Genomic DNA, 16309 nt, shown 5'->3' with positions numbered 1-16309 from the left:
GCATGTCCCGCCCTAGGGGCGGCGATCAGGGACAGGTGCTGTCGTCCCTCGTCGCCGTGGCCGCCGTCGTCGCGATCGTGGCCGGTCTGCTGGTGCTGTTCGGGACCCGGGGGCACGACAGCCAGGCCGACGAGAAGCCGGCCGCCGCCAGTACGCCGAAGTCCTCGGAGACCGGGAAGCCCACGGCCGGGCCGTCGACCGTCGGCGCGAGCGTGCCGAAGCCGTCCGCGCAACCGACGGAGACCCAGCCGACCCAACCGTCGACGACCCCGTCCACGGCACCGACCACGGGTCCGAGCAGCGAGCCGACGTCGACCGAGCCCACCCAGCCGCCGGCGAGCACCCAGCCGCCGGGGCAGCCGGCGACGATCCCGGCCGAGGAGCGGCCGGCGATCGAGGTCTACAACAACACTCCGCGCAAGGGCCTGGCCGACCAGGTCGCCGGCCGTGCGCGGCAGGCCGGCTGGACCGTGGCCGGGTCGCCGGACAACTGGCACGGCAAGGTCGCCGAGAGCACCGTGTACTACCCGCCGGGCATGCTCGACGCCGCCAACCAGCTCGCCCGCGACCTCGGCGTCGGCCGGACCAAGGGTGCGCTGGACAACATGAAGAAGGACCGCCTGACCGTGATCCTCACCTCGGACTATGCGGGATGACGGCCGGATGAACGTTCCGGTCATCCAGACCGACGCCGGACACGAGGGCTGGGAAGCCATCGTGACCGATCCGGCGACCGCGGTGATCTCGTCGGACTTCGACGGCGTGCTCTCGCCGCTGGTCGAGGACCCGGCCCGGTCCCGGCCCGTCGAGGGTGCACTGGATGCCCTGGCCCGGCTGGCCCGCTCGGTCGACCAGGTGGCGATCGTGACCGGTCGCCCGGCGCTGGTGGTGACGGAGCTCTCCGGCGTGACCGCTCACCCCGGTCTGGGCCGGCTCGTCGTGCTCGGCCACTACGGACTCGAGCGATGGGAAGCGGCGACCGGCAAAGTGACGAGCGACGCGGTGCCGGCGGGCGTAGCGACCGCTCGTGACCGGCTCCCGGGGCTGCTGAGCGAGGTCGGCGTACCGGATGCGTTCGTGGAGGACAAGGAAAGCTCCCTGGCCGTGCACACGCGTCGGCTGGACGATCCGGCTGGGGCGCTGGAGCTGCTCAGGGGTCCGCTGACCGCGCTGGCCGCGGAGACCGAGCTGCGGCTGGAGCCGGGCAACCTGGTCCTCGAGCTGCGCCCGCCGGGGATCGACAAGGGCGTCGCACTCCGCCGCCTGATCGAGTCGACCGGCGCCCGGTCGATCCTGTACGCCGGTGACGACCTCGGCGATCTCGCCGCGTTCCGGGCGATCCAGGAGCAGCGGGCGGCTGGGCTGCGCGCCGTACTGCTCGCGACCCGGTCGTCGAACGCGACCGAGCTGATCGAGGCCGCGGACATCGTGGTCGACGACCCGAGCGGCGTCGTGACGGTTCTCACTGCCCTTTCGGACGCGATCTCAGCTCGCTGAACGCCTGCGTCACGGTCTTGCCGAGCGGCTGGACCGGATGCTCGACGTACCCGCCGTCCTTGAGGCCGGCGAGCCGCTCGAACGGGTTCCGGGACGCCGGGTCGCCGGTGAGCAGGAACGAGATCACCACGCCGACGACGTACAGCGGGAGCATCGGGAGACCGAGCAGGCAGAAGTACTGCCAGGAGTGCCGTTCCTCGTGCCGGACGAGCGCCGGGTCGTCGAAGTACGAGCGGTCGTGCTTGCTCAGGATCACGTTCCCGATCGTGAACGCGCCCGCGACCGGGAAGCCGAGCCGGTACCCGTTCGCGAAGTACAGCCCTCGTGGCCCGCGGCTGAACGTCGCCCGCCCGAGCTTCCCGACGAAGGCGCCGGCGAGGGTGGACAGGTTGACGAAGTTGCCGATCAGCTTCACCCACTGCCAGCCACTCATGGCACTCAGTATGGGTTCTGTCGGTGGGGTGGGTAAGACTTGGCGGGTGAGTTCGGTGGTGCGGGTCTGGCGGCCTGGGCGCGTGGTGGATCCGCATTCGGTGATCGGCGGGTTGCGGAAGGGCCCTGGCGACCCGGCGTACGTGTTCGACGCGGGCCGGCGGACCGTGTGGCGGGCGACCCGGACACCCGAGGGACCGGTGCTGCTGCGACTCTCGCCGTACGACGGTGTTGTCGAGGCGGAGGCGTGGGGTCCGGGCGCGGAGTGGGCGCTCGACGGGGTGCCGGAGTTGCTCGGGGAGCTCGACAGTTGGGACGGGTTCGAGCCGCTGCCGGAGCATCAGGTGCTGGTGGATGCGGCGCGGCGGTTCCCGCACGTGCGCGTGCCGCGGTCGCGGGCGGTGTTCGAGGCGATGGCGGCCGCCGGGATCGAGCAGGTGGTGACCGGCAAGGAGGCGTTCCGGGCGTGGCGGCTGCTGCTGCGTGAGTACGGCGAGCCCGCGCCGGGGCCGGGTGGGCCGGAGGGACGGCCGATGATGGTGCCGCCGGCGCCGGAGGAGTGGCGGCTGATCCCGTCGTGGCAGTTCCTGCGGGCCGGGGTCGAGGGGCGGCGGTCGCGGGTGGTGCTGACGGCGGCCTCGCGAGCGCGGGCCTTGGAGCGGACGCTCGAGCTGACCGATTCGGCCGAGATCGAGCGGCGGTTGCGGTCGTTGCCCGGCGTGGGGGTGTGGACCGCGGCCGAGGTCCGGCAGCGGGCGCACGGTGACGCGGACGCGTTCTCGTTCGCGGACTACCACGTCTCCCGGAACGTGTCCTACGCGCTGATCGGCGAGGAGCTGGACGACGACGGCTGCGCCGAGCTCATCGAGCCGTACCGCGGGCACCGCTTCCGCGTCCAGCGCCTCCTCGAACTCACCGGCATCGGCCACCCCCGCTTCGGCCCCCGCAAATCCCTCCCCACCCACACCCCCGGCGCCACCCACCGCCTCCGCTGACCCCGCCGGCTCGAGGTGCGGATCTGCAGGCCATCACAATCGGCGGGCCGGGGGTGTGTTCACGCTCACGGGTGACGGGCGGGCGGGATTGTGATGGCCTGGGGATCCGGGCCGTGGGGCTGAGATCGTGCGTCTCGGATCGTGGGACCGGGCGACACAATTTGGACCCAATTGGGTAATCTCGGGGGAGCTCATCCAGAGGGACTGAGGGAAACGGCCCGTTGACGTCCCGGCAACCCTCCCCGTGGAGCCCCCGTCCGGGGCGTATCCGCGAGGGACCGGTGCCAAATCCGTCCCGCGCCGAGATCCGGCGTCCGGGGAAGATGAGGAGGGAACCTCACTCATGAGCCTGACCGCCGCCGGTACCCACACCATCCGTGAAGGTGCCTTTGGCAACGGTACGCACCTGAGCTGTCGCGCCTGTGGCGCGAAGTCGCCGCTCGGTCCGTTCTACGCCTGTATGGAGTGCTTCGGCCCGCTGGAAGTCGGATACGAGTACCCGACCATCACCCGCGAGCAGATCGAGGCCGGCCCGAAGAACATCTGGCGCTACCAGCCGCTGCTCCCCGTCCCCGTCGACGTGGCGAGCTACCCGAACACCGAGCCCGGCTACACCCGGCTCATCGACGCCAAGAACCTGGCCCGCGAACTGGGCCTGAAGAAGCTCTGGGTGAAGGACGACTCCGGCAACCCGACGCACTCGTTCAAGGACCGAGTGGTCGCGAGCGCGTTGAGCGCCACCCGCGAGCTGGGCATGAAGGTCTTCGCCTGCCCCTCCACCGGCAACCTGGCGAACGCGGTGGCCGCGGCCGCCGCCCGGGCCGGGATCCGTTCCGTCGTCTTCATCCCGAAGGACCTGGAGCGCCCGAAGATCATCACCACCGCCGTGTACGGCGGGACGCTGGTCGCCGTCGACGGCAACTACGACGACGTGAACAAGCTGGCCTCCGAGATCGCCGGTGAGGAGGAGGGCTGGGCGTTCGTGAACGTCAACGTCCGCCCGTACTACTCCGAGGGCTCGAAGACGCTGGCCTTCGAGATCGCCGAGCAGCTCGGCTGGCGGATCCCGCAGCAGGTCGTGATCCCGGTCGCCTCCGGTTCACAGCTGACCAAGATCGACAAGGGTTTCACCGAGCTCGGCAAGCTCGGGCTGGTCGACGCCACCGACTACAAGATCTACGGCGCTCAGGCCACCGGCTGCTCGCCGGTCGCGCAGGCGTTCCGGGACGGCCACGACGTGGTCAAGCCGGTGAAGCCGGACACGATCGCGAAGTCGCTGGCGATCGGCAACCCGGCCGACGGGCCGTACGTGCTGGACGTGGCCCGCCGGACCGGTGGCGCGATCGAGGACGTCAGCGACGAAGAGGTCGTCGAGGGCATCCAGTTGCTGGCCCGCACCGAGGGCGTCTTCGCCGAGACCGCGGGCGGCGTGACGGTCGCGACGCTGAAGAAGCTGATCGCCACCGGCCAGCTCGACCCCGAGGCCGAGACCGTGATCATCAACTCCGGCGACGGGCTGAAGACGCTCGACGCCGTGGCCGACCGGGTCGGCCCCAAGGTGACCATCCCCGCGTCGTACGACGCCTTCGTGAAGGCAGGACTGCAGTGAGTGTGAGCGTTCGGGTCCCGACCATCCTGCGGCCCTACACCCAGGGCGTGTCCGAGGTGTCCGCCGAGGGCGCGACGCTGACCGAGGTGCTCGACTCGCTGGACGCGTCGTACCCCGGGATCAAGGGGCGCGTGCTGGACGACTCGGGCGAGCTGCGCCGGTTCGTGAACGTGTACGTCGACGACGACGACGTCCGCTTCGCCGAGGGTCTGCAGACCGCGATCAAGGACGGCGGCCAGGTCTCGATCATCCCCGCGGTCGCCGGCGGCTGATCTTCCGCGCGGTTCTGGGCGTGGACCGCCCGGAACCGCCGCGCGCCGGCTGATTAAGCTGCGGGGATGCGCGCTGTCGTCATCGAGGAGTACGGCGTCCTGCCCGAGGTCCGTGAGGTTCCGGAGCCCGAGGTCGCCGCAGGTTCGGTGGTTCTGAAGGTTGAGGCCACCGGGTTGTGCCGCAGTGACTGGCACGGGTGGATGGGGCATGACTCCGACATCGTCCTCCCGCACGTCCCCGGGCACGAGCTCGCCGGCACCATTGCCGCGGTCGGTCCCGGGGTCTCCGGGTGGGAGGTCGGCGACCGCGTCACCACGCCGTTCATCTGCGCGTGCGGCGAGTGCGAGCAGTGCCGCGCCGGCGACCAGCAGGTCTGCCCCAACCAGCTGCAGCCCGGCTTCAACTACTGGGGTTCCTTCGCCGAGTACGTCGCGGTGCCGTACGCCGAGGTCAACCTGGTGCGACTGCCCGACGACATGGACTTCGGTACCGCGGCGGGCCTTGGGTGCCGCTTCGCCACGTCGTTCCGCGCCGTCCACCAGGTCGGTCAGGTGGCGCCTGGTGAACGCGTCGCCGTCTTCGGCTGCGGTGGCGTGGGTCTGTCCGCCGTGATGATCGCCGCCGCGCTGGGTGCCGAAGTCGTGGCGATCGACACCAACGCGCAGGCGCTGCAGATGGCTCGCGAGTACGGCGCCGCTCGCACGCTGCTGGCATCGGCCGACACCGTCGGCCAGCTCAAAGCTCTGGGCGGAGCGCACGTCACCATCGACGCGCTCGGCTCCGGCGACATCGTCCAGCAGGCCCTGCAGTCGTTGCGCCCTCGCGGCCGCCATGTCCAGGTCGGCCTCCTCCCGTCCGCCGTCACGCTGGACGTCGGGCGGCTCATCGGTCAGGAGCTCTCCTGGCTGGGCAGCCACGGCATGCCGGCCCACGCGTACCCCGAGATGCTGGATCTGGTTGCCACCGGCAACCTGAATCCCACCCAACTCGTCACCCGCAGCATCACCCTGGACGAAACTCCGGCCGCCCTCGCCGCCCTCACGAACGGCACCCCGGCCGGCGTCACCGTCATCATCCCGTAACGAGCCGCTCCGCGAACGCCCGCGCCGCGGTCAGATCCGCGGCGTTCGGCCGACGTTTGTTGAGCCCACCAACGAGTTTGAGCGGCGCCCACGTGTCGTACGCGCGGCACGTGAACGTCGCGTCGACGGCGTACCCCTTGGTGTCGAGGAGCTGGACCAGGGGGCGGGTGAAGCGCAGTACTTCGGGGAATCCGCTGGTGGCGAAGACGAACGCGCGCCCTGTGGCGGCCGGGAGGGTCTTGACGAAGTCGATCAGGTCCGGGTGCAGCTTCTGGTAGAAGACGCCCGATCCGAACCCGACGAGATCGGCCGCGGCCAGCTCCGCCGGGTCGACCTGTTCAGGCGAGACGACCTTCGCATCCAGTGCGTCGGCCATGCTGTCGGCGACCCGCCGGGTATTGCCGTGCGACACGGAGACACACACGATGACAACCTGCATCCTCGGGATCCTTTCGTTCGCTGATACAGCGAAGATCCCGCAGCGGTGCGAAACGTGACGACTGCGACTACAGGCGGATCAGGTAGACGGTCGGCGGGCGGCCGGTGCGGCCGTGTTGTTGGGTGCCGGTGGGGGCGGCGAGGCCGGCTCGTTCCAGGCGTTTCAGCACGCGGCGCGCGGTGCGGAGCTGTACGGCGAGATGGTCGGCGACGTCCTGCGTGGTGAGACCGTCGGGGAGTGCGGCGGTGAGTTCGCGCATCCGCGCGAGGGTCTGCGTATTGAGGCCGACCCGGCGGGCCAGCAGCGGCAGGCTCTCGGTGCCGCGGGCGGTGGACGGCTGGTCGCCGGAGGGCTCGATGACGATCTCGACGTCGTCGGACATCGACACGACCCCGGCAACCGACCCGATCGAGGCGGCCCGGCCGACGGCACGCCGGGCCAGCGCCTCGGCCTCTGCCGCGGTACGGCCGACGCCGAACCCGACGTACGCCGTGCTGTGCCGCGCCGCGAGGTTGTCGAGCAGCGGCATCCGGGCGAACTGCTCCGTGGCCTGCTCCAGCAGTCCGCGGGTGGTGACGACGAGGTGGCGGCCGTCGGGGAGCGCGGCGAGGCTGCCGCCGAGCGTGATCAGGTCGGCGGCGAGCGCGTCGTCCGGTTCTTGGAGATCGATGACGCCGAGCGCGACCTGCGCGTCGCCGACGTGCTGGCCGGTCGTCGTCAGGATCAACGCCTGGAGCGTGGAGCGGATCGAGTACCGCGACGGCGCCAGCCGGACCGACGGCATCTCGTTCTCGATCAGGTGGAAGGCCGATCCGAGGCAGCTGATCGCGACCTTGGTGTCGTGTTTCTCGCGGGCGTCGCGGTGGAAGTCGACGATGTCGTCCGACGTCAGGCCGGGCCGGTACGGCAGCACGTGGATCTGGTCCGTCGGCAGCTTCGCCTCGATCAGGGTCTCGAGGACTTCGGAACGCCGCAGCGTGTCGATCGAGAACCGGGTGACGTTGTGCCCGAGCCGGAGCAGCTCGACCAGCGCGCGGAGCAGCGTCGCCCCGTCGTACGAGACGTACATCGCCGGCCGGTCGATCACGCCGGCCGCGGTGGCGATCGTGTACGGGACGACGCCGGTGAACAGGAACGCGTCGACTTCCCGGTGCGCCTGCTCGACGAGCCCGACCGCTTCGTTCTCGTGCCGGTACGGGAGCGGGACGAGCGTGGTCCCGCTCGGGGCGCCGACCGCGGTGACGCGCTGCACCAGGTCCTCGGGACCGACCACACCGACCGCGAGCGCCATCAGCCCACCGCGCTTCGGAGATGTCCCCCAGCAGCCGAACAGATCCTCACGTGGTCCTCCGACAACTTCTGGTCTGGCCCTCAACTCGCAGAATAGCGCAGGGCTCGTCGAGATCTTGACGTTCCGGTCACGCTCTCCTAGTTTCGGTCAAGACCACAATTGCCGCCAGCCCCGAGGCGGTTCGCGACGGCGCTGGTGTGGTGGAGCGTGGAGGGAGCGCGCCACCGCACAGCCCGTGCTACCCAGGGTGCGCCGCCAGCTCTTCGAGACAGGCGACCACCAGATCCCGCTCGCCCGGCGGCAGCTGCGGGCCGAAGGGGTCGTACGCGGCCGCGGCCGGCACCAGCCCTTCCCACTCGGCCGCCCAGAGCATCCGTTGCACGTAGCCCTCGATCGGCGCGTAGAACGTGGCCGCGGCGAACCGGTCCAGCCGATCGGAGGCGGTCAAGAATCCCGAGTGGTCGCCGGCCGTCCAAGTCCGCAGTACGGCGGCCGACAGCTCCACCTGTGCCGACGCGATGCCGACGAGGGCGGTGTCCGCGCCCCACATGAACGACGGCCCGTACATCCGGTCCTCGCCGGTGATCAGCAGCTTCCCGCTGCCTCGCCCGGCCCAGATCGCGTCCTGACATCCGATCGCCCGGTCCAGCGTCGCCGTCTTCACGCCGAGCATGGCCGGCAGCGCGAGCAACTCCCGGATCAACGACGGTGAGTACGGATAGCCGCCCGCCTCGCCGTGCAGGTAGAACCCGACCAGCGGCAGCCCGCTCTCGGCCGCGACGCGCTCGTGCAACGCCACCGCCTGCGCGTCCCCGTCCGGCAGCTCACCAAGCGCCGCCAGCGGGTAGACCATGACGGCGTCGGCGCCACCCGCTGCAGCCGCCCGCGCCATCTCCACCGTCGCGTCCGCCGCCTCCTGCAGCGTGTGCGCCGACACGGACTTCGGGACGCCGACACCCGCGACTATCGGCAGGTCGGTGGCCTGCCGCCACGTCTCGAGCACCTTCGAACGGTCGCCCGCGGACAAGTACAGCCCGCGTCCGGTGTGGGCCCAGACCGCGACTCCGCCGATCGACTGCTTCGCCAACGTCACGGCGTACGCGGACAGCGCGTCCCACTCGACGACGCCGTCGGAGTCCATCGGGGTGACGACCGCGGGGAGCAGTGTGCCGCGGAGCCGTTCAACGAGTGGATGCATCATGACCTCTCACACCTCGTGCCCGAGACCGGGCGACTTCGGTACGTCGATCCAGCCGTCGCAGTCGGCGAACACGGTCGGGGCCAGCGGGTCCTCGTCGACCATCAACGGCCCCACCAGGTCCGCCGCGACGGTCGCCCCCGGAACCGCGGCGGCCAGGTGTACGGCGGCCAGCGTGGCGACGCCCAACTCCGGCATCGAGCCTACCTTCACCGCCAGTCCCGCGGCCTCGGCCACATTGGCGATCTGCAGCGCCCGGTGCAGCCCGCCGACCTTGAGGATCTTGATGTTCAGTACGTCGGCCGCGCCGCGCCGCGCGATCTCCAGCGCGTCGTGCAGCGAGTGCATGCTCTCGTCGACCATCAGCCGGACGTCGAGGCGCTCGCGCAACCGGACGAGCCCGGCGAGGTCCCAGCGGGGGAGCGGCTGCTCGAGCAGGGTCAGACCGGCCGTGGTCATCTTCGCGAGGTACGGGAGGGCCGTCGTCGCGTCGTACCCCTCGTTGGCGTCCAGGCAGAGCTCGGCGTCGGCGGGGATCGCGGCGCGGACGGCCCGGATCAGTTCCAGGTCCTTCGCCGGGTCGTGGCCGCCCTTGACCTTGAGGTGCCGGAACCCACGATCGGCGTACTCCGCGGCCTCGGCGGCCATCTCGTCGAGCGTGCCGAGGCCGACCACCCAGGTGGTCTGGACGCGGTCGCGGACCGAGCCGCCGAGGAGCGCGTGCACCGGCCAGCCGCTGAGCTTGCCGGCCAGGTCGTAGAGGGCGATGTCGAGGCCGGACTTGGCGACCTGCTGGCCGCGCAGCACGCCGTCCATCACCACGTGAGCGCCGGCGCGGTCGAGTGGATCGCGGCCGATCAGCGCCGGCGCGAGGTGCTCCTCGATCGCGGCCGTGACACCGGCCAGCGTCTCACCGGTGTACGCCGTCATCGGGGACGTCTCGCCGATCCCGATCGCACCGTCGGCGGTGTGCACCTCGACGACCAGGCTGACGAGCTCGGTGCTCACGCCGCTGCTGATCTGGAACGGGCGCCGGTACGCCGCGCTGACCACCCGGGTCTTGATCGCACTGATCGGGCTGATCGGGTCGCTGACCGGTGCCGCCCCGCCCGGCAACCCTGCCGGTTCTGCTGCAAGACTCATTTCCGGCTCCCAAGGGTCGCAATCTGAGCGGATAGCATTTACGGTCAAGACCGTAAATACCCCGAGCGCTCTCTGTCAACGGAAGGTGGCACCCCGATGCGGCTGGGTCTGTATCTGAACCTCTACGGCACCCCCGACGAGCGGCCGCGGCTTGCGGACGCGGTCGAGCAGGCGCGGCTCGCCGAACAGGCCGGATTCGAGTGGGTGGTGCTCGGCGAGCGGCACCTGCACCGGCCCGGGTACCACGAGATCCTCACCTCGCTGACCTGGCTGGCCGCGCACACCGAGCGGATCGGCCTCGCCACCGCCGGGATCGTCGCGCCGCTGTACCACCCGGTCGTCCTCGCCGAGACGCTCGCGCACCTCGACGTGCTGTCGGGTGGCCGGGTCACCGCGGGGTTCGTGCTCGGCTACCGCCCCGAGGAGTTCGCGCTGTACGGCGTGACGCAGCCCGAGCGGGTCGCGCGGTTCGAGGAGTGCCTGGAGATCGTCACCCGGTTGTGGACCGAGGACGAGGTCAGCTACGACGGCAAGTTCACCAGCATCAGCGAGGCGTACCTGTCGCCGCGCCCGCTGCAGAACCCGCGCCCACGGCTGTGGAACGGCGGCCGCGTGTCCGCGGTCCTGGAGCGGACCGCGCGGATGTGCGACGGCTGGACCACGTCCTTCAACGAGCTGGACTCCGACCTGCCCGGCAAGATCGCCGAGTACCTGTCCTACCCGCGCGGCGAGGGCACCCTCGGCGCGGAGGTGATCCTCTGCCGCGAGGGATTCTGCGGGTCCACCTCGCAGGACGCCCGGCAGGCGCTCGAGGAGCCGCTGCGCGACCTGTACGACGCCTACACGGGCTGGAAACGGACCTCCACGGACGCGAGCCGCTACACCCAGGGCTGGGACGAGATCGCCGACCGCAGCGTGATCGGTTCGCCGGCCGAGTGCGCCGAGCGGCTGGCGCACTACGAGGAGATGGGGGCCGACGGCATCATCCTGCGGATCCAGCCGCCGGGCATGCCGCAGAGCGACGTACTGCGCTCGATCGAGGCGTTCGGAAATCTCATCGGGTCAAGATGACGCATTACGGAGGGTGTACGTCGTAACCTCTTGGTGACGGATGTTGTCGCGCCAGCGCGGCGTGCACACGGCTGACCGTCGGCTGGAGGCGTGCGGATGGCCGAGGTTGTCTTCTGGACGGTCGTCTTTCTGCGGTTCGCCGTGCCGCTGCTGATCCCGCGCTGGCCGTTGCCGGCCATCCTGGCCTCGCTGGTGCTGGACGCCGCTGATCAGACGATCTTCCAGGCCTTCGGGTACGACCCGCCGTTCTACCAGAGCTACGACAAGGCGATGGACGTGTTCTACCTGTCCGTCGCCTACCTGGCGAGCCTGCGGAACTGGTCGAACCGGCACGCGGTCAAGGTCAGCCGGTTCCTGTTCTTCTACCGCCAGATCGGCGTGCTGCTCTTCGAGCTCACCGGTGTCCGGGCGCTGCTGCTGATCTTCCCGAACACGTTCGAGTACTTCTTCATCGGCTACGAGGGGATCCGCGCCCGCCGCAACCCGCTGCGCTACGGCATGAAGTTCTGGGTCCTGGTGGCCGCCGGCATCTGGATCTTCATCAAGCTGCCGCAGGAGTACTGGATCCACGTGGCCGAGCTGGACTTCACCGACACGGTTCGTGACGTGCCGTGGTTCGGGCCGGTCGTGGTGATCGGGCTGCTCACCCTCGCCGCCGTGCTGTGGTTCGTGGTCCGGCCGCGGCTGCGCCCGCCGGACTGGCCGCTGCGGCTGGAAGCCGATCCGCTGCCGACCGAGATCGACGAGGCGAAGGAGCGGGCCGCGTTCCGCGCCGCGCACGGCAAGGTCTTCGGCTGGGGAGCCGTCGAGAAGATCTTCCTGATCGGGATCATCAGCGTGATCTACGGACGGGTGCTGCCGGGCGTCGAGGTCAGCGACTTCCAGCTCTTCCTCGGAATCGCGTTCTTCGTCGTGATCAACTCCGCGATCGGTCTCTGGGCCGCCCGGCGCGGCTACGGGTGGGACTCGGCCGCGATCTCGTTCGCGGTGGTCTTCGGGCTGAACGTGGTGATCGTCCTCCTCGAGGACCTGCTGCTCACCCAGCGGGGTAACGGCCTGTCGCTGCGCGACACGCTCTTCTTCGTCTTCCTGTTCAGCATCCTGACCACGCTCTACGACCGGTACCACCCGGTCAACGAGTACCGCACCGCCGCCGCGAAGAACGAGGTCACGCCCTAGATCGGACGAAGCGAGGAGGCACGATGTCAGACGCCCACATTCCCGGGTCGCACCGGCGCCCGGGCGAGGTCGAGGTCCCGCAGTGGCCGAGCCGCTGGGTCGGCTGGATCCTCTTCGCCGGCGTGATGATGATCGTGCTCGGGATCCTGCACGCGTTCCAGGGGTTCATCGCGATCTTCCACGACGACTACTTCCTGGTCCGCACCGCCAAGCTGGCGATCGAGCTCAACTACGACTCCTGGGGGCTGATCCACCTGGTCCTCGGACTCGTCGTCGTGGTGTCCGGGATCGCGCTGCTCAACGGCAAGTTGTGGGGCCGGGTGGTCGGCGTCGTCCTGGCGGTGCTCAGCATCGTGGTGAACGCGGCGTTCCTCGCGGCGTACCCGATCTGGTCGACGATCCTGATCGCCGTCGACATCCTGGTGATCTGGGCCCTCACCGTGCACGGCGACGAGATGCGAAAGATGCTCGAGGCCCGCGACCGCTAGCGACTCAGGACACTAGTGTCCCGTTAGCGGGACACTAGGTCTTCGGATCGGCCTGAGCGGCGGTGGTGGTGGGCTGCCGGGTCGGGAGATTGCTCGAGAGGAACAGTGACAACAGCGAGATCAGCGCGAGGGCGGCCAGCGACGCGCGCAGGCCGTCCAGCCGGGCTTGCTCGTTCTCGTCGGTGATCGCGTCGGCGGTCTTCTGATCCACACCGGCTTTGGACAGCGCCTGGCTGAGCTGATCGTTGGAGACGAACGGTACGCCGCCGGCGAGCTCGACCTCCGCCTGCGACGACACGCTCGCGGGTACGTCCGGATTGTCCTTGATCCCGGTCAGGAACGAACTGGTCAGCGAGGAGATCAGGACCGCCCCGGCCAGGGCGGTCCCGATCGAGGCACCGAGGAACATGATCGAGTTCTGCAGCCCGCCGACCTCGCCGCTCTCCTCGGTGCGGACCGCGCCGACGGTGACGGCGCCGAGCTGGGACGCCAGCGCTCCGATACCGAGCCCGGCCAGCAGGAGCGGCACCGTGACGACGTCCGCCCCGACTCCGATGTCGAGACCCGCCGTCAGCAGCACGAGCCCGAGGAACAACAGGCCGAAACCGATCCTGACCACCCGCCGCGGGGACGCCTGGGGACGGAATCTCGGGATGCCGATCGCGGCCACCAACAACGCGAGCGACAGGGGCAACAGCCGCAGCCCGGTGTCGATCGCCGTCAGGCCGAGAGCGATCGACAGGAACAGTGGGACGACGAAGAACAGCCCCGCCTGCAGCAGGTACTGGAAGAAGAACGAGACAAGCCCGGCCCGGAGCCGCACGTTGGCGAGCATCGCCGGGTCGATCAGAACCGCCTGGCCGCGGTTCGTCCGGCGACGCTCCCAGGCCACGAAGCCGACCAGTACGGCGCCGCCGCCGAGGATCAGCCAGATGACCGGCGACAGGCCGATCCAGGACGGGGCACCCGGTTTCGGGTTGACGAAGCCCCAGGAACCCGCGCGCAGCACTCCGAAGACGATCAGCGCGAGTCCGAGCGCGGACAGCGCCGTACCGACCAGGTCGAGCTTCGTGGAGCGATCGGCGGGTACGTCGGAGATCCGGCGGGTCATCGCGAGGATGCCGAGGACGATCAGGACCTCGCCGGCGAACACCCAGCGCCACGAGAGGTACGTCGTGAACAAGCCCCCGATCAGCGGGCCGAGGGCGACGGCGATCGCGGCCGCCGCTGCGACCGCGCCGTACGCCTTTGGCCGCTGGGGCTTGTCGAAGTTGGTCGCCACCAGCGCCACGATGGCCGGCATGATCAGCGCCGCGCCGATCCCTTCGAGTCCCGACCAGCCGATCATCAGCACCGTCAGGTTCGGCGACAGCGAGGTGGTCAGCGAGCCGGCGCCGTAGATCACGCACCCGATCGCGAACGCCCGCTTCCGGCCGAGGATCTGACCGATCTTCCCGCCGGTGATCATCAGCGAGGCCATCACCAGGGTGTAGAGCGTGATGGCGGACTGGATCCCGGTCACGGTCGTGCCCAGATCCTCGGCCACGGTCGCGATCGAGACGTTCATCACCGAGCTGTCCAGCGCCATCAGGAACTGGCCGGACGCGAGCGTGATCAGCACGGTCCGCGAGCCGGCAGCCGTACGGACGCCGGCGGCCGGTACGTCGCTGCTCATCCGCAGGCCCCTCCCCGTCCGGATCTCCGGCCGGACGGGGTCAGTAGAGCGCACTCCGTCAGCACCCGGCATCGTCCGCGCCGGGTGAAGACGGGGGGCGTGGGTCAGGCCTTGAGCCCCGACATCGCGATGCTGTCGGTCAGGTAGCGCTGCAGGAGCCCGAACACCAGCAGGCTCGGTACGACGGTGATCGTCGCGCCGGCCATCACCTGGTTGATCGGCACCGCCTGGGTCTGCAACGTGGCCAGGCCGACGGTGAGCGTCTGCATCTGGCCGGACTGCCCGATCACGAGCGGCCAGAGGAAGTCGTTCCAGTGCCACAGGAACACGAAGATCCCGAGCGTGGCGAGCACCGGCCGGATCAGCGGCAGCACGATCATCGTGAAGATCCGCCACTCGGGGGCCCCGTCGATCTCGGCCGCCTCGAACAACTCGTCCGGCAGCTGCATGATGAACTGCCGCATCAGGAACACCGCCTGGGAGTTCGCCAGCGTCGGCACGATCAGGCCCCAGTAGCTGTCCACCCAGTCCAGCTTCGAGACCAGGATGTACGACGGGATCAGCGTCGCCTGGAACGGCACCATCAGGGTCGCCAGGAACGCCCAGAACATGATCTCGCGGCCGGGGAACTTCTTCTTGGCAAACGCGTACCCGGCCATCGACGCGAACAGCAGCACGCACGCGACCGACACCAGCGAGTAGAGCAGCGAGTTGACCGTCCAGCGCGGGATGTCCGAGCTGGACAGCACCTTCTGGAAGTTCTCCAGCGTGAAGTGGGACGGGTTCAGCGCGCCCGGGAACGTCTGCCCGCTCGGCGGGGCGAACGCGACCAGCACCATCGCGGCGAACGGCACGATCGTCACGATCGCGGTCAGTGTCAGCAGCGTCGGCAGGGTCAGGCGAGCAGCGGTACGCCGGCCCGCGGACGACGTGGTCGCCAGCTCCCGGACCGGTGGCCGATCGAGTACCTCAGTCATCAGTCGTCCCTCCCGACGAGCCGGCGCTGGACCAGCGAGACGACGAGCACGATCAGGAACAGCACCAGACCGATCGCACTGGCGTACCCGAAGTCGAAGTACTTGAAGCCGCTGTCGTACAGGAAGTACACCAGCGAATAGCTGGACCGCACCGGGCCGCCGCCGGTCATCACGTACATCGCGTCGAAGACCTGGAACGCGCCGATGGTCTCGATCACCAGCACGAAGAACAGCACCGGCCGCAGTTGCGGCAACGTCACGTACCGGAACCGCTGCCAGGTGCCTGCGCCGTCGATCATCGCCGCCTCGAGGTACGACTTCGGTACCGCCTGCAGGCCGGCGAGCAGGATCAGCATCGAGTAGCCGAAACCCTTCCACGCCGACGTCACCGCGATCGACGGCAGCACCGTGTTCGACTGGCTGAGGAAGTCGATCGGGCCGATGTTCACCAGCCCGAGGACCGCGTTCAGCAGGCCGTCCTGCGCGTCGTAGATCCACTTCCAGATCACCGCTGCGAGCACGATGCTGGTCACGTACGGCAGGAAGAACACGCCCCGGAAGAAGCCGCGCTTCCACACCACCTGATGCAGCAGTACGGCGGTTCCGAGCGACAGCAGAACTGTCAGCGGTACGAAGATCACCGTGTAGGTGACGGTCACCAGCAGCGCCTCGTGGAACACCTTGTCCGACAACAGCCGGGTGTAGTTGTCGAGCGCAACGAAATCCCACTTGCCGCTGATCCGGTAGTCGGTCAGCGAGAGAAAGAACGCGCCGACCGCAGGCAGGAACCGGAAGAGCAGGAACAGCACCAGCATGGGCAACACGAACAGAAACCCGACCCACGGGCGTTTGCGGGCGGGGGGGGGGGGGGCGGCGGGGGCGGGGGCGGGGGCGGGGGGGGGCGGGGGGCGCCGCGCGCCCGCGCGCGGGGGGGGGGGGCGCGGGCGGCCGCCGGCCCCC

General features: G+C 69.7%; 17 protein-coding genes and 1 riboswitch. Of the genes, 9 read left to right on the top strand and 8 right to left on the bottom strand.

Translation table 11 applies throughout. The features are described 5' to 3' along the window. The first annotated feature begins 2 nt into the window (after positions 1-2). Together ACWGID_RS21130 and otsB are read left to right on the top strand one after the other, a co-directional pair. A complete protein-coding gene (locus ACWGID_RS21130) occupies positions 3-656 on the top strand; it encodes a LytR C-terminal domain-containing protein (protein WP_452198949.1) in 654 nt (217 codons plus the stop codon). 7 nt (positions 657-663) lie between these two features. After that, positions 664-1497 carry a trehalose-phosphatase gene (gene otsB / locus ACWGID_RS21125; protein ID WP_452198947.1) on the top strand — a complete coding sequence of 278 codons (834 nt, stop codon included), beginning with the start codon at positions 664-666 and terminating at the stop codon, positions 1495-1497. Here otsB and ACWGID_RS21120 read toward each other — a convergent pair. Next, the gene (locus tag ACWGID_RS21120) at positions 1463-1930 is read right to left on the bottom strand and encodes a hypothetical protein (RefSeq protein WP_452198945.1); all 468 of its coding nucleotides are present in this window, start codon (positions 1928-1930) and stop codon (positions 1463-1465) included. The two genes, otsB and ACWGID_RS21120, sit on opposite strands and share 35 nt — an antisense overlap. 46 nt (positions 1931-1976) lie before the next feature. Between ACWGID_RS21120 and ACWGID_RS21115 the strand changes: the two genes are divergently transcribed. The 4 genes from ACWGID_RS21115 to ACWGID_RS21100 all read left to right on the top strand — a co-directional run bounded on the left by ACWGID_RS21115 (position 1977) and on the right by ACWGID_RS21100 (position 5888). Next, positions 1977-2924: a DNA-3-methyladenine glycosylase family protein gene (locus ACWGID_RS21115; RefSeq protein WP_452198943.1), complete on the top strand. Its 948-nt coding sequence runs from the start codon at positions 1977-1979 to the stop codon at positions 2922-2924. A gap of 188 nt (positions 2925-3112) precedes the next feature. Next, a riboswitch (SAM riboswitch) is annotated at positions 3113-3254 on the top strand. Positions 3255-3267: 13 nt separating this feature from the next. Then, positions 3268-4533 (top strand): threonine synthase, encoded by a 1266-nt coding sequence (gene thrC, locus ACWGID_RS21110; protein WP_452198941.1) that lies wholly within the window; start codon positions 3268-3270, stop codon positions 4531-4533. Beyond that, complete coding sequence (locus ACWGID_RS21105; protein WP_452198939.1) at positions 4530-4805, top strand: ubiquitin-like small modifier protein 1; 276 nt, start codon at positions 4530-4532, stop codon at positions 4803-4805. The genes thrC and ACWGID_RS21105 overlap by 4 nt, the downstream gene beginning before the upstream one ends. Positions 4806-4871: 66 nt before the next feature. After that, the gene (locus tag ACWGID_RS21100; protein ID WP_452198937.1) at positions 4872-5888 is read left to right on the top strand and encodes a zinc-dependent alcohol dehydrogenase family protein; all 1017 of its coding nucleotides are present in this window, start codon (positions 4872-4874) and stop codon (positions 5886-5888) included. On the opposite strand, the gene ACWGID_RS21095 is transcribed toward ACWGID_RS21100, so the two are convergent. From ACWGID_RS21095 to ACWGID_RS21080, 4 genes are all read right to left on the bottom strand, one after another. Further along, positions 5878-6327, bottom strand: a complete 450-nt coding sequence (locus ACWGID_RS21095; RefSeq protein WP_452198935.1) for a flavodoxin family protein — start codon at positions 6325-6327, stop codon at positions 5878-5880. The genes ACWGID_RS21100 and ACWGID_RS21095 overlap by 11 nt on opposite strands. Positions 6328-6394: 67 nt before the next feature. After that, entirely contained in the window at positions 6395-7618 is a 1224-nt protein-coding gene (locus ACWGID_RS21090; protein ID WP_452198934.1) for a hypothetical protein, read from the bottom strand. A 238-nt stretch (positions 7619-7856) separates the two neighbouring features. Continuing rightward, positions 7857-8819 carry a dihydrodipicolinate synthase family protein gene (locus ACWGID_RS21085; protein WP_452198932.1) on the bottom strand — a complete coding sequence of 321 codons (963 nt, stop codon included), beginning with the start codon at positions 8817-8819 and terminating at the stop codon, positions 7857-7859. Positions 8820-8825: 6 nt separating this feature from the next. Further along, positions 8826-9959 (bottom strand): mandelate racemase/muconate lactonizing enzyme family protein, encoded by a 1134-nt coding sequence (locus ACWGID_RS21080; protein WP_452198930.1) that lies wholly within the window; start codon positions 9957-9959, stop codon positions 8826-8828. Positions 9960-10055: 96 nt separating this feature from the next. Between ACWGID_RS21080 and ACWGID_RS21075 the strand changes: the two genes are divergently transcribed. The 3 genes from ACWGID_RS21075 to ACWGID_RS21065 all read left to right on the top strand — a co-directional run bounded on the left by ACWGID_RS21075 (position 10056) and on the right by ACWGID_RS21065 (position 12697). After that, positions 10056-11030 (top strand): LLM class flavin-dependent oxidoreductase, encoded by a 975-nt coding sequence (locus tag ACWGID_RS21075; protein ID WP_452198928.1) that lies wholly within the window; start codon positions 10056-10058, stop codon positions 11028-11030. Positions 11031-11126: 96 nt separating this feature from the next. Further along, positions 11127-12209, top strand: a complete 1083-nt coding sequence (locus ACWGID_RS21070) for a hypothetical protein (protein WP_452198926.1) — start codon at positions 11127-11129, stop codon at positions 12207-12209. Positions 12210-12232: 23 nt separating this feature from the next. After that, positions 12233-12697: a DUF7144 family membrane protein gene (locus ACWGID_RS21065; protein WP_452198924.1), complete on the top strand. Its 465-nt coding sequence runs from the start codon at positions 12233-12235 to the stop codon at positions 12695-12697. Between the two features lie 34 nt (positions 12698-12731). On the opposite strand, the gene ACWGID_RS21060 is transcribed toward ACWGID_RS21065, so the two are convergent. The 3 genes from ACWGID_RS21060 to ACWGID_RS21050 all read right to left on the bottom strand — a co-directional run bounded on the left by ACWGID_RS21060 (position 12732) and on the right by ACWGID_RS21050 (position 16164). Continuing rightward, the gene (locus ACWGID_RS21060) at positions 12732-14372 is read right to left on the bottom strand and encodes an MFS transporter (RefSeq protein WP_452198922.1); all 1641 of its coding nucleotides are present in this window, start codon (positions 14370-14372) and stop codon (positions 12732-12734) included. Positions 14373-14476: 104 nt separating this feature from the next. Beyond that, complete coding sequence (locus ACWGID_RS21055; protein WP_452198921.1) at positions 14477-15349, bottom strand: carbohydrate ABC transporter permease; 873 nt, start codon at positions 15347-15349, stop codon at positions 14477-14479. Further along, positions 15349-16164: a carbohydrate ABC transporter permease gene (locus ACWGID_RS21050; RefSeq protein WP_452199250.1), complete on the bottom strand. Its 816-nt coding sequence runs from the start codon at positions 16162-16164 to the stop codon at positions 15349-15351. The genes ACWGID_RS21055 and ACWGID_RS21050 overlap by 1 nt, the downstream gene beginning before the upstream one ends. Positions 16165-16309: the final 145 nt, after the last annotated feature.

It is taken from the genome of Kribbella sp. NPDC054772, from assembly GCF_053611945.1.
The sequence above is the reverse complement of the archived record's forward strand: the minus strand, read 5'-3'. Positions and strand labels throughout refer to the sequence as shown.

Excerpts from the sequence above, each read along its gene's own strand:
- ACWGID_RS21065 (WP_452198924.1), top strand. The coding sequence starts at position 12,233 with ATGTCAGACGCCCACATTCCCGGGTCGCACCGGCGCCCGGGCGAGGTC.
- ACWGID_RS21080 (WP_452198930.1), bottom strand. The coding sequence starts at position 9,959 with ATGAGTCTTGCAGCAGAACCGGCAGGGTTGCCGGGCGGGGCGGCACCG.
- ACWGID_RS21085 (WP_452198932.1), bottom strand. The coding sequence starts at position 8,819 with ATGATGCATCCACTCGTTGAACGGCTCCGCGGCACACTGCTCCCCGCG.
- ACWGID_RS21060 (WP_452198922.1), bottom strand. The coding sequence starts at position 14,372 with ATGAGCAGCGACGTACCGGCCGCCGGCGTCCGTACGGCTGCCGGCTCG.
- ACWGID_RS21075 (WP_452198928.1), top strand. The coding sequence starts at position 10,056 with ATGCGGCTGGGTCTGTATCTGAACCTCTACGGCACCCCCGACGAGCGG.
- ACWGID_RS21095 (WP_452198935.1), bottom strand. The coding sequence starts at position 6,327 with ATGCAGGTTGTCATCGTGTGTGTCTCCGTGTCGCACGGCAATACCCGG.
- ACWGID_RS21070 (WP_452198926.1), top strand. The coding sequence starts at position 11,127 with ATGGCCGAGGTTGTCTTCTGGACGGTCGTCTTTCTGCGGTTCGCCGTG.
- ACWGID_RS21130 (WP_452198949.1), top strand. The coding sequence starts at position 3 with ATGTCCCGCCCTAGGGGCGGCGATCAGGGACAGGTGCTGTCGTCCCTC.
- ACWGID_RS21120 (WP_452198945.1), bottom strand. The coding sequence starts at position 1,930 with ATGAGTGGCTGGCAGTGGGTGAAGCTGATCGGCAACTTCGTCAACCTG.
- ACWGID_RS21090 (WP_452198934.1), bottom strand. The coding sequence starts at position 7,618 with ATGGCGCTCGCGGTCGGTGTGGTCGGTCCCGAGGACCTGGTGCAGCGC.
- ACWGID_RS21100 (WP_452198937.1), top strand. The coding sequence starts at position 4,872 with ATGCGCGCTGTCGTCATCGAGGAGTACGGCGTCCTGCCCGAGGTCCGT.
- thrC (WP_452198941.1), top strand. The coding sequence starts at position 3,268 with ATGAGCCTGACCGCCGCCGGTACCCACACCATCCGTGAAGGTGCCTTT.
- otsB (WP_452198947.1), top strand. The coding sequence starts at position 664 with ATGAACGTTCCGGTCATCCAGACCGACGCCGGACACGAGGGCTGGGAA.
- ACWGID_RS21050 (WP_452199250.1), bottom strand. The coding sequence starts at position 16,164 with ATGCTGGTGCTGTTCCTGCTCTTCCGGTTCCTGCCTGCGGTCGGCGCG.
- ACWGID_RS21055 (WP_452198921.1), bottom strand. The coding sequence starts at position 15,349 with ATGACTGAGGTACTCGATCGGCCACCGGTCCGGGAGCTGGCGACCACG.